This is a genomic window from Paenibacillus contaminans (genome assembly GCF_003285015.1).
GTDB lineage: Bacteria > Bacillota > Bacilli > Paenibacillales > NBRC-103111 > Paenibacillus_V > Paenibacillus_V contaminans.
On sequence record NZ_QMFB01000002.1, the window covers coordinates 265,729 to 278,094 of the forward strand.

Annotated in this window: 8 protein-coding genes; 1 reads left to right on the forward strand and 7 read right to left on the reverse strand. The window is 50.0% G+C overall.

Annotated elements, in window-relative coordinates; all coding sequences use genetic code 11:
* Positions 1–101: 101 nt before the first annotated feature.
* The 7 genes from DQG23_RS05405 to DQG23_RS05435 form a co-directional block, all read right to left on the reverse strand.
* Positions 102–2,495, reverse strand: a complete 2,394-nt coding sequence (locus DQG23_RS05405) for a HAMP domain-containing protein (RefSeq protein WP_113029789.1) — start codon at positions 2,493–2,495, stop codon at positions 102–104.
* 62 nt (positions 2,496–2,557) lie between these two features.
* On the reverse strand, positions 2,558–3,490 hold the full coding sequence (locus tag DQG23_RS05410) for an aldo/keto reductase (protein ID WP_113029790.1): 933 nt from the start codon (positions 3,488–3,490) through the stop codon (positions 2,558–2,560).
* Positions 3,491–3,505: 15 nt separating this feature from the next.
* The gene (locus DQG23_RS05415; RefSeq protein ID WP_113029791.1) at positions 3,506–4,276 is read right to left on the reverse strand and encodes an SDR family oxidoreductase; all 771 of its coding nucleotides are present in this window, start codon (positions 4,274–4,276) and stop codon (positions 3,506–3,508) included.
* Between the two features lie 179 nt (positions 4,277–4,455).
* Positions 4,456–5,238: an SDR family oxidoreductase gene (locus tag DQG23_RS05420; RefSeq protein WP_113029792.1), complete on the reverse strand. Its 783-nt coding sequence runs from the start codon at positions 5,236–5,238 to the stop codon at positions 4,456–4,458.
* Positions 5,235–6,077, reverse strand: a complete 843-nt coding sequence (locus DQG23_RS05425; protein ID WP_113029793.1) for an HpcH/HpaI aldolase family protein — start codon at positions 6,075–6,077, stop codon at positions 5,235–5,237. The genes DQG23_RS05420 and DQG23_RS05425 overlap by 4 nt, the downstream gene beginning before the upstream one ends.
* 30 nt (positions 6,078–6,107) lie before the next feature.
* Complete coding sequence (locus DQG23_RS05430; protein ID WP_238177759.1) at positions 6,108–7,106, reverse strand: Gfo/Idh/MocA family oxidoreductase; 999 nt, start codon at positions 7,104–7,106, stop codon at positions 6,108–6,110.
* Positions 7,107–7,266: 160 nt separating this feature from the next.
* The gene (locus tag DQG23_RS05435; protein ID WP_113029794.1) at positions 7,267–8,142 is read right to left on the reverse strand and encodes an AraC family transcriptional regulator; all 876 of its coding nucleotides are present in this window, start codon (positions 8,140–8,142) and stop codon (positions 7,267–7,269) included.
* Positions 8,143–8,379: 237 nt separating this feature from the next.
* Here DQG23_RS05435 and DQG23_RS05440 point away from each other — a divergent pair, with 237 nt between their 5' ends.
* Positions 8,380–12,207 (forward strand): DUF4838 domain-containing protein, encoded by a 3,828-nt coding sequence (locus DQG23_RS05440; RefSeq protein ID WP_158560317.1) that lies wholly within the window; start codon positions 8,380–8,382, stop codon positions 12,205–12,207.
* Positions 12,208–12,366 lie beyond the last annotated feature (159 nt).

The window sequence follows — 12,366 nt, forward strand, 5'->3', positions numbered from 1 at the left end:
GCGCGGCAATCATTCGCTACGTTCTTAAACTACCACAGCAGGAAGCAGGGATTACAGGTGAAATTCGTCAGGTATCGGGCAATTTTATTAGCTGAAGCCCTTTATTGCGCCCGATTTGCGATTTTACCGCCGTTAGTGTCGGAGGGAGCGCCTGCGGGGACGACAATTTCATTGCCCGCATGAACGCTTTTCCGGTACTGAGATGGAGAAAGCCCGGTATTGTCCTTAAACCAGACGCCGAAGTAATGCGGATCGGCAAATCCGGTTTGTTCCGCCACCTCTTTGATTTTATGGCCGGTTTCCTGAAGCAGGCGCTGGGCATGCTGCAATCTTAAACCGCTTACATACTCCGCAAATCCCACTCCCGCTTCTTTCTTGAACAGCTGACTGAAATAATTCGTGTTGAAGCCGAGCGTGCGCGCCGCATAATCGACGCTTAAGTCCGGATCGTTGAATCTTTCCTGGATCAGCTGCAGCGCTTTGGCGACATTCGGGCTGTAGCGCACCTGCTTTTGCATAAGCGGTCCCAGGCGGTCGCGGAGCAAGGCGATAAAATCGCGGCCGTTTTTCTCAAAAGGCTCCAGCGAAAGCCGGGTATTCAGCTTCCCGAGCCAATCCGCATCCGGAAGGCTGTCTTCGTTGCCGAATTTGATCAATTGCTTATACAGCTGATTGTAAAGCGCGACCAGCATGGCGTTTATAATCGGCGGCGCGATTCGGTTAGCCCGCGTGTGCGCGATAAGCTCCTCCATGACGTTCGTGCACATATCGAAGTCGCCTTCGTTCATATAGTGCAGCAGCCGGTTTTCGAACGATTCGGGATATTGATGATCGAAAGCGTCGCCCGGGAAAAATATAGCCGTCTCCTCATCCATATGCTCGCTGATGCGGTATTTGAGCTGCGTTTTCGCTTCCTCGAAGGAGGTTTTCACTAGGTTCAAATCATTGTATGCATGACCGACGAAAGCATACGGCTGCAAGCCCAATTCATTGCACAAATGACCGATCAGCTTCTCCAGCTGCGCCAACACTTCATCCTCGGGGCAGTTGAAAATAAGACAGTATTGGTTGGCCGCCAGCGTATCCGAAATCATTCTGCAGCGCAGCTCCAAATCCCGAATAGCGGCCTCCGCCGTCATCAATGCGCTTTCATCCTTCGGATCGCGCATGTATACAAGTACGACCTGATACCATTCGCCTTCGAAGCGGAAGCCGAGCCTTCGCTCGAACTCGCGCAGCTCTTCTTCCGTCATATTGCGTTCCAGCAGCGAGCGGATAAACTTCTCGCGGATGAGCGGGATGCCGTCTTGCAGTTTATCAAGCATATGATTGAACGCAAGCCCGAGCTTCCCAAGCTCGTCTTTATGCTGAACGTTGAAACGCCCGCTCAAGCTTCCCCGCTCGACTTCCCGTACGAGCTTGACCATTTTGCGCAACGGCATCGTGATCGTACGAAGAAGGAAAGCGGATGCGATCGTCATCAGCAGAATCGAAACGAGCAGGAATAACAGCCACAGCGAGTTGACATCCTTCAAATCCTTCAGCACGATGCGCTGCGGGATCGAATGGACGAACGTCCAGCCCGTGAGCCGGTTTTTCGCGTAAGCGACCATGTAGGATTCGTCGTTCTGGCTGATTGACGTGTAACCTTCTTCTTCAGGCAGCGCCGAAACGTCGACCGTAGAGCCGCCGATCCCTCTGCCTGACGTGTAAGCGATTCCGGCGGAGTCGATAATGCTGTTCGTTCCCTCTCCCAGGTTGGAAGCCGACAAGAAACCGTCGAACACTTGCGGGGAAACGGAAATGACAAGATGTCCGATCAGCGACAAATCCGATTTATTGTACACCGCGTTGAACATCATAATGGACGCTTTCGATTCGTTCCATCTGACGAACGACCAATAAGAAGAGCCGTCCGATTTGCCGAGTCTGTCGTACCAGCCCTGCTTGGCAAATTCCTCTCCGGTCAGAAAAGTCGGCATATTCGCGTCTTCCACGCTGATATTGAATACGTTCTGGTATCGGTCGATCAAATAAATCGCGTCGATGCCGTACAGATTATCCCACATCCGGTGCAAATGATCGTAAATCTCGTTATAAGCGCGTATCCGTTCCGTGCCGGTCAGCTTCGACATGTTGCTGCTGAACCGTTCCTGGATGGTCGAGCTGTATAAGAGCACCTGCGCCGACTTTTGGATGTTCTGAAAATAATGATTGATGCTGCTTGAGTAGGATTCGATCTGCTGCACCATCACTTTGCCTTCGCGGTCGGTGATCATCTTTTTGATCTGCGTAGACGACAGAGCGGCGAATGTGGCCAGCGCAAGCAGCGAAACGAAAGCGACGGACAACCACATTTTTTTCGCCAGCGTCATGTCATGAAACCGGCCGATTGCTCGGCGGAACAAGGATAAACGCCTTTCAGCGTCTTTGACGCCTGCGTTTACCGTAGGTTTAGAGCCGCTTCCGCGACCGGCCTTCTGATAAACGGACATATGGACCCCCCTCTTTATCTTTCATTGCCCGAACCCGCAGCACCTTCAGCCGCCCGGTAACGCTACTTCCAACGATTCGGCGTAATGACCCGCTCCGGCACGTCGCGGAACAGCTCCATAATTTCCGCTCTCAGCCGATCCGGGATCGGCGGTCCGCCGATCAGCGCCATATTTTCGCGAACCTGTTCTTTCGTTTCGGCGCCGACAATGAGGCTGTGCACGCCTGGCATATCGCGTATGAACGATACGGCCAATTGAGCAAGCGGGAACGCATAACGCTCGGACAATTCGCGCAAAGCGGCAATCGGGCCGCGGGCTTCCAGCAGGTTGTCAGGCAAATCTTCCGCATTCATATAGATAAGCCCTTGCAGAAACACGCTGCGGACGAAAACCGTCTTCCCGGCTTCGCTCAGCATACCGAGGCAGCCGTTCCGAATCGGCCGGTGATCCAGCACATTCATCGGAATTTGGATCGCTTCATAGGTTTCGTCCTTTAAGTAATTCCACATCATCGCGTACTCTTCCTGCGTATTATGTGAAATGGAAATACCTGCTTTACCGATCAAGCCTTCCCGCACCATCGTCCGGAACGCTGCCGTGATCGGCTCGCCGTAATGCTCCATGACGTCCGTATTATGAAGCATAAGCACCGGCAGTGATGATACACGCAAACGCTCCAAAGAGCTTTCGATCTTCTCCCTCATATCCCGCTCGATCCATTCCGGGGTCGCGCCGGCCTCCGGATGCATGGAAATCTTCGTGATGATCAGCGGACGTTTGTCTTCAAAAAAACGCCCCAGCAGCGTCTCCGACTGTCCGTAAGCCGAGGCCGTATCGTAAGATAAGACGCCCCCGTCCCACGCTTCCCGCAGCAGCTCGAAGCTGCTTTCCTCCGACGGCATGCCGTTCCTGTTATGAATGCCGTACGGCATGCCCAGCTGTACCGTGCCCAAAGTCAGCTTGGACGGAACAATTCCCGTGTTATCGATTGCCATTATTGCCGCTCCTCCCTACCAAGCCGTCCAACCGCCGTCGACGACTATATTCGATCCCGTCATGTAACTGGATGCGCCCGAAGCAAGCAGCAGCACCGCACCGATCATTTCCTCCGCGCTGCCGGCGCGGCCAAGCATCGTTTTCTTGTTAAGCTGCTCCAGAAACGGCTTGTTTTGCTGCGTTTGCGGATTCGGAAAAGGCCCCGGCGTCACACTGTTGACGCGAATGCCCTTGGAAGCCAAGTGCGCCGCGCAGTAGCGGGTAAATTGCAGGACCGCCGCTTTGCCCGCGCCGTAATTAACCGGATTGTTCGCTCCGCTGTCCCCGTAGATCGAAGGGTCCGGCGAAACCATGCCGTACATCGAAGCGAAGTTGACGATGCTGCCTCCGCCGTTTTTCTCCATGTAGGGGATGACCTCGCGCGTGCAGCGGAAAACCGTACCCGCAGCGCCGTCCAACCCTTTCTGCCAATCCTCGTCGCTCATGCGCTCCACCTTGCCGTCCGGCCCGTACCCTGCTCCATACGTCGCGCCGTTGACCAGCACGTCGATACGGCCGAACCGCTCCTCCGTCTTGACGAACAAACGGCGTATCGATTCCGTGTCCGACACGTCGCAAGCGATGAAGGCGAGGCGATCGTCGCCCGTATCGCGCTCTGTCAAGTCCGCCACGACGACATTGGCGCCGAAATCGGCTAACGCGCGCGATAACGCGCTGCCCAAGTAGCCGTTTCCGCCGGTTATTACCGCGGTTTTGCCTTCCAATGAAAACAACGATTCGTACATGCTGCGCTTCCCCCTATTAAATTTGGCCCCAAAGACAGAGAAGGCCCGTTCCACTGCACAAGGACATACATGGCCTGCTTCAAACATCTTGTTTTGCGTTTCCTGGATTGTATGGGCCTGCCATGTATGTTCCTTGCTCCGTTTCACTAAGTCTCCTGTTTATTTGTGCCGAAATTATATTATTTCGCCGTATATCCGCCGTCGACAGGCAGATTTGCACCCGTCACGTATGTCGAAGCGTCGGATGCCAGGAAAACGATGCTCCCCATCAGATCCGTGTCGCCCGCCATTCTGCCCAGCAGCGTTCGCTCGCTGTAGCGTTCGATGAACGTTTCCGGCGTACGGTGCGAAGCGAGTCCGCCCGGGCTCAGGCAATTGCAGCGTACGTTGCGCGGACCGTAATAGCTCGCGACAAAACGGGTAAAATTAAGCATACCGCCCTTATGGAAGAAATAGTCGGGAACGAGACCGTGAAAACCGAGGCCCTTGTAAAGCGAGCTGTCCGGGCCGACACTCCCTTGAATGGAGCCGATATTGATGATCGAGCCGGAGCCCTGCTCCGCCATTTTGTCGCCGAAAGCGCGCGTAACCGCGAACAGACCCGAAGCGTTGATCCGCATGCTCCGTTCGAACGCTTCCAGCGGGTCGTCCCACGATCCCATCGTACGAGCGACGGCATTATTGACGAGAATGTCGATCCGGCCGTGCTCGGCGAGTATTTTGTCGCGAAGCTCCAGAATCGACGACTCCTGCTCCTGATCCAGGCAGTGGGCATGAACCGTAGCGCCGTCCTTTGCGAAGCCTTCCTCCAATTCGGGCAGCCGGCTGCTGTCTCGAGAGGTCATATTCGTCACGGCCCCCGCTTGCGCCAGCGCCAAAGCGATTTGCCTGCCGTACATGCCTGCGCCGCCGGTAACGAGCGCGACCTTCCCTTCAAGCGAAAACGATTGCATCACGTTCATGACGATGCCTCCCCGGTTCCTTTATCCGAATAAATGCTCTTGACCCGGCCGCTGTCCTGTTTGTGCAGCTCGCCGATCAGATTCCGGTAATATTGCGATAACGCCACTACGTCCGCTCCTACGCTTATAAAGCGGTAGCCCATCTCGACGAGCGCTTCGGCGTTGCCGGTGGAACCGACCGTGCCCGCGAATTTGCCGTGCTTGGCGGCGAGCTCTGCGATCCGTTTGCGCGTCTCCAGCAGCAGCGGGTGATCCATCTGCCCCGGCGCGCCGATCGACTGGCTGAAGTCTCCGGGACCGAAGAAAATCATGTCGAGCCCCGGCAGAGCGATAATCTCTTCGAGTTCTTCAAGCGGCTCCACGTCTTCGATCTGCAAAATGTTGAACCGTTCCTCATTCGCCTGCTTCAAATAGTCCATAAACTCGATATTGCAAAAGCCGCCGTCGGCATTGCCGCCGTCAACCGGCCTCAGGCCGAGCGGATGAAACTTCGTGCAGCGGACGACCTCTTTCGCATCCGCAAGACTCATAATGTGCGGAACCATGATTCCGGCGGCATCCATTTCAAGCGGGCGTATATAATCGCTGTAGCTGCCCCGGGATACCCTGACGATCGCGTCGACGCCGTAAACCTTGGCCGCGAGAATTTGCTTTTCGACGACGGACCAGTCGTTCGGAACATGCTCCATATCCGTCCAAATGCAATCGAAGCCGCTCATCGCCGCGATTTCCGCCGCTCTCGAGTCGGCCAAATTCAGCTTCGTGCAGTAGGCGACCTCTCCCGCTCTAAGCTTTTGCAGCACCCGGCTGGGGCGCATTCCATAAGTAATCTCCGACATTTCTCTTCCTCCTTATAGTAGGGCGCCGCTTTAATTGGGGGCGATCTCCGTCAAAAACACTTCGCGGCCATTCTGTTCGCGGCTCATTAAACCGGCGATGACCAATTTCATCAATTCCGTCGTTTCATCGAAAGGAAACGGCCGTACTCCCGTCCTCAAATAATCGACAAAGGCTTGAAGCTGAGCCTTGAACGAATAGAAGGTATCTTGGAACGGCACAAACGCATGCCCGGCCGTGCCGACGAGCTGCAGCAAACCGAAGCCGCCGTACATATCCGCATTGGCGACCGCCACGATATCGGCACCGCAAGTATGCTTCAAATGAACGACATTCCGCTCCGGCGTCCCCGTATTGCGAACACTGATAAAGCCCGGCCCAAGTATCGGGTACATTCCTTCCAGAGCATGGATGCCGTAGCGCTCCCATGATTTGGCCGTCGTAATGGAAGCGAAGCGAAGCGCTCCCAAATTGTTCGTGGAGAGTCGGTATGGCGCGAATTCCTTGCTGTAACGCATGCAGCTGGAGGATAAGATCGCTTTGCCCTGCTTCACCCATTCCACGAAGACGCCCAAATCGGCCTCATTGTCGACCAGCGGTTTATCCACAAAAACCGGAATTCCCGCCTCCACGAACGGACGGCAGCGCTCGACATGCTCATGTCCCTTATCCGTGGCGACGATAACCGCATCCACCTGTCCGATCACGTCCTCCGGACGTTCGGCGATATGGGGGATAAGCGACGCGCGCGATACGCGTTCCGCATCCGCAGGATCGTCGGTCCAAATGTGCGTGACGACCGCCCCTTCGATCCGAAGCGTTTCCTTCGGCTCCTTATCCAAGTAAGCCGGAATTCCCGCATACGGACAATCCTTCATTTCCTCCGGCTCGTACCCGTTAAACATGGCGCTCCACGAATACGGATGCCCGTTCCCGTCCACCATACCGAGCATCGCAAGCCGTATGACGTCGCGCTTCACGAGCGGACATCCCGTGGCTCCGGAACCTTGTGCAGCTGTCGCTTCAGTCACGAAACGATCACTCCGTTTCATCAGATATTAACTTCATTGTCTCTTATTATGATACACTGTATCTTATATTTACACATTTATTATAGTTCAGCTTACTAGGGCTGTAAATAAAGAATTCCTGCGAACGGTTGATGCGTTCGCAGGAATATTTGTTTTAGGACTATAGATCAAATCCTTTACGAAATTGTAATGGTGTGTATCCATTTTTTTGTTTAAAAACTTTACTGAAATGCCCTACATCGTAAAATCCTATTAAACCGGCAACTTCCGTAATGCTAATATTTGAATCCAATAGCAGTTGTTTTGCTCGGTGTAAGCGAACATCTGTAACCATTTGCATAGGAGTCATCCCAAACAGCTTCTTAAACTCGCGTGAAAAATGAAATGAACTCATATTGGACTGACTGCTAATTTCCTCCAAATTCATTTTATTAGCATACTGTTTTTCAATGTAATCCACTGCAGGTTTCAACTTCGCATATTGTTCAATATAGCGGATTGGACTTAAATCTAAACTAATTTCAATAGCGTACATGCGTAAAATGGATACGATGAATGAATAGATCTCCGAAATAATTAACAATTCATATCCAATAAGCTTTGATGTATTTTCTTCACTTAACATTTTTAACCCTTCATTTAACTTAGGCCAAAGCTTATGGGTAGGTGTATATTGGTTACGGATTTTTCGATGTCCTAGCAATGATGAAATCCATAGTTCTGTTTCCTGGTTTGCAATTGCACGGTACAGCAAAACTCGATCGAAAAGCATACCATGGATCATAGGATCGACCTTTTCGTCTTTATTCATCACAGAATGAACCTGCCGACTGTTGAAAAAGAAAATATCGCCTTCTTCACCGATGTAAGTTTGTTCGTCGACTTTAACTTGAACGGAGCCTGAAACAACTTGAATGACTTCCAGTTGTTCGTGCCAGTGCGGAAGGACGAGATAGTTGTTATTCAGCTGCTTTACTCGTGTTATTTTGAATGGGAATCGTTGGTTGTAATCTATAATCTGTCGTTGGGTTGTCATTTGATACCCCCTTTTGTAAGCGCTTCATCAGATGCTATTCATTATACTCTATTTTTTGTAAAGCCGATCTTAAACAGCAAGAATATACAAAAAGAAAGCAAGATGGCTCGTAGATTTTCTTTAACCCTCAATGGTAACTTTATAGGTAAGTTCGAGCAGAGGATTCGCATCAGACAAGTGGATGGAGAACTTACTATATTCGAAGAAATCGATTTCTTATCTACGAGGAGGAAAAACATGTTGAAACACAAGTGGATGTTGTGGACGTTGGTTTTAGTCTTAGTCTTCACTTCAATGGCCGGCTTGACCAACAATACCGCTGCGCAAGAGCCGGACAGTCTGACGCTGAGCCAAATCAATCAGGTACAAACGTTGCTGAATTCGTTGATCGAATCAGGGGATGTTCAGCACCCGCTGTCCAAGCAGCTCGATAACGCATTGCAACAAGCCAAGCATCAGTTAGAGAAAGGCTCGATTGAGCAGGTACGCAAAAAGATGGAAGATTTCCTGAAGCATCTTACCAACAAGGGCATGCAGAAAAATATAACCGAAGCCGCAAAAACCCAGCTGAAGAAAGCGGTTACAGCAGTATTGGAAGGAGAGGAGCCGACTTCGAATCCGCCGCTATACATCGTCCGTGACAGTCAAGCGAATGCGGTTATTGTAAAACCTGAACAAAGCGGCGCAGAGATCAATGAAGCAGCGAACGCGATGTCGGATTACATTGAGCGCGCTACAGGAGCTAAACTCCCGATCTATACCGTTGGTCAGCTTGGGATTCTAAATCTGGAGCCATCGACAATCACGCTGCGGATCGGGGAAGGCTCCTATCCCGAGGATCAAGCGCTTACTTCAGAAGTGGCAGCCGTGCATGCGGATGGCTTCATCGTCGCTCCATCTGAGACGCAATTAATCATTACGAGCCCGACATCGGTCGGAACACGTAACGGCGTATATGCCTTTTTGGAGAAATACGCAGGCGTTACATGGCTATTCCCAAGTGATGAGTGGACAGATGTACCGCATTTGGATGAACTTGTGATGCCGGCGGAACGCTGGAAGGATGAGCCGACCGCCTTTTCATTGCGGCGATCCATGAATATGAGCGATGGCAATTATGGCGATGTTCGTTATAAGTGGCAACGTGAAAATCGTACGCTATCTGCGTCGGAAATCAAACTTGGTCATAATATGTTTACCCTTTTCCCGGTTGCCAAATATGGGGATACGACAGCTTATCCGAACTTCTATCCGAATAATCGACCGCCTGCTCCCGGCGCGTACACAGGTTGGCAGCCGTGCTTTAGCAATCCTGCAACAGTTCAAGTAGCGATTGAAAATATTAAGGAATATTTCCGTAACAATCCCGATGACATTTCCTTCTCTCTTGTTGTGAATGATTCTAATGGATTTTGTGAGATGAATCCCGCCCATCCCGGTTATCCTGCAAACCCTACAAAAAACTCAGTTGGTCTGCCGCATATGTCCGAAATTTATTATAAATGGGTCAATGATGTCGTTAGCGGAGTAGTAGCGGACCCTCAGTACGCCAATAAATGGTTTGCGGTATATGCCTATGAAGCAGTTATAGACCCGCCTTCGTTTGCTTTACATCCGCAGGTCATTCCGGTTGTTACGAAAGACCGGCTAGCCTGGGTGGATGAGGAAGTCGAACAACAGGGAAAGGCACATTTTGATGCTTGGAAAGAGAAGGCGGCAACGCTGGGCTGGTATGATTATATGGAGAGCTTTGCCTACCACGCTCCACGCGTTTATCCGCATCTGGTGAAAGACTTATATGATTACGCTGTCGATCATGATGTGAAATTGCATCATTGGGACATGCATCCTGTATTAGGGGATGGGCCTCAGCCATGGATTATTGCCAAACTGGGCTGGAACGAGAAGCAAGACGTGGACGTATTGCTCGATCATTGGTATCAAGCAGCTGTTGGTTCGAAGGCAGCTGCTGATTTAAAGGCATACTTCGAGATGTGGGAGAAATTTTGGAGAACGGACGCAAGAGACTCCTCCTGGTTTCAATCGTCTAAGGATGATGTCTATCTGACGATGAGGAATAGTTCTTATTTATTGCTCGCTAAAGATGAATTTGTACAAGGTCGGACCCTACTTGAATCTGTGTTAGCAAAAGCGGAGACACCCGAGCAAAAGCTAAGGGCTGAACAGCTGTTACTTCAGTTTGAATATTATGAAGCATCTGCTTATTCTTATCAAAGTCAGCGTCAAATCAACAGACCTGGCAACGAAGCCGAGGCTTTAGCGATATTGAATGAGTTAGATAACACACTGGAAAGTCGATTGTCTGCTTCCAAACGCAGAGCGGAGTTTATTCAAGAATTCAGCAAAAATCCAACGCTCAAATATCCAGTTAATCCTGTAACCTATAACGAGGTATGGACGGGATGGAACTCTAACGAATTCTGGTATACGAAGAGCTTTCTGGATGCCTGTGTAACATGTAATGAAAATAGTGAAATCATGAAAAAGCTGCAGCAATTTCGCCAAGATATTTCTCGTCCGAATCTTCGTGAATTTGCAAAATTATTGAATCGCATCGATATTGGGCATTCGTTGGCAGATAATGCCTCTTTTGAAGACGGTACAGCCACATGGAATTTATGGAAGCCTGACGGTACAGCAAATATAGAGGTCGCGGATCAAAACGCAAGCAGCGGGTCCAAAAGTTTAGTTTACACGAATGCCAAACAAGCGGGTGTTTGGAAATATATTGATGTCAAGCCAGGATTGTTGGCAAGCTCTGTTAAATTTTTCACACCTGCCGGTACAACTAGTCAAGGTACTGTACAAATTGTTATTGAGCTCCATACAGGAAAAGGGAAGAGTACTTATTTCTCCAAAGCATTTACTTTAGCTGATCATGCAGGGAAATGGACAGAGATTCCCTTTTTCGACGAATTGCCTGCCCAGATTGATGGAAACGACATCAAGAACATTTTAATTAATACGCAAATTAAAAATGCAACGGATGCGACCGTTTATTTGGACGATATTGGCGTATATCAAGTAGAGTATGGTGTGGGCGACTTGAAGAATGTGGTGTATAACTATATTACTGAAGGGAAATTAACATCCGCCCAAGCTGGAGCCATGATACATTTTCTGGAAGAGGCCGAGAATGATTTTAACGCAAATAAAATCGAGTCCTATCTAAGCTCGTTAGCTCAATTTATTGCCGAAGCGAAAAGACTTCTCCTTGATGGCGCAATGACGAAAGTTGATTATGACAAGTTGGAGACGGAGGCGTATGCCCTCATTCATCGTCACCTTTCATTCGGTTCATTCGACAAGGTAATCCGAGCAACGCATCCCGGTACTTTAAAAGTCCCTGTCACCATCACGAACAACAAACCGTATGCCTTATCTGTCGATTTAACAAGTGCTGCAGCGAATGGATTGGCGCTTGTCTTTGAGAATCCTGTAACCGTGCCTGCTAATCAATCGGTTAGAGTAGAAGGAACATTGACGATTCCCAATTCGTTAGCGGAAGATCATTATGTTATCGATGTGAAGATGCAAATAGCGGGGCAAGATGTATTAAGCACCCCCATTGAGATCCTTTACAGTAAAAACTTACTGCTCAATCCCGGGTTCGAGCAAGTGACGAATTTGATCGCTACGGGTTGGCAAGGGACATGGACGACAGGTGAAGTCGCCGTTACTTCAGACAAATCTCATTTAGGCAACAACGCATTAAAGTTAACAAAAGCTAGCGGAAATACGCTGGTTAAACAGCAAGTTAGTGTGATCGGCGGAGAAATCTATGATCTCTCAGCATGGTTAAAGAGTGAAGTTATCTCACCAGGTAAAACGCAAATGAAAGTGGAGCTTTACAAGAATGTTCTTGGGGCAGCCGGTTACGTCAGCGAATTCAATAGTCAGCCGTATTATAATGTTGCGGAGTGGCAAGAAGCGAAGATGCAGTTTAAAGTACCTGAGAATGCAAATATAGCCGTTATTTACTTACGTGTATTTGGTCCGGGTACGGCATATTTTGATGATGTGGTGTTGAAAAAAGTAGATTAGCCGATGACTCCTAATTCATGAATCCGGAATTCGAAGCATCTGCATGGTTCGATGATAGGAAACCGTAGAGCATTGAGCTGGAATAGCTTACTAACGCGTAGTGCCGCTGTATACGGTCTACGCGTTTTTGTGTTGTTCGAAAAATCTTTTTATTGCCTT

Bases quoted from the DNA above. Each gene is read 5' to 3' on its own strand.
- DQG23_RS05420 (WP_113029792.1), bottom strand. From the start codon at position 5,238: ATGAACGTGATGCAATCGTTTTCGCTTGAAGGGAAGGTCGCGCTCGTT.
- DQG23_RS05435 (WP_113029794.1), bottom strand. From the start codon at position 8,142: ATGACAACCCAACGACAGATTATAGATTACAACCAACGATTCCCATTC.
- DQG23_RS05425 (WP_113029793.1), bottom strand. From the start codon at position 6,077: ATGTCGGAGATTACTTATGGAATGCGCCCCAGCCGGGTGCTGCAAAAG.
- DQG23_RS05405 (WP_113029789.1), bottom strand. From the start codon at position 2,495: ATGTCCGTTTATCAGAAGGCCGGTCGCGGAAGCGGCTCTAAACCTACG.
- DQG23_RS05440 (WP_158560317.1), top strand. From the start codon at position 8,380: ATGTTGAAACACAAGTGGATGTTGTGGACGTTGGTTTTAGTCTTAGTC.
- DQG23_RS05410 (WP_113029790.1), bottom strand. From the start codon at position 3,490: ATGGCAATCGATAACACGGGAATTGTTCCGTCCAAGCTGACTTTGGGC.
- DQG23_RS05415 (WP_113029791.1), bottom strand. From the start codon at position 4,276: ATGTACGAATCGTTGTTTTCATTGGAAGGCAAAACCGCGGTAATAACC.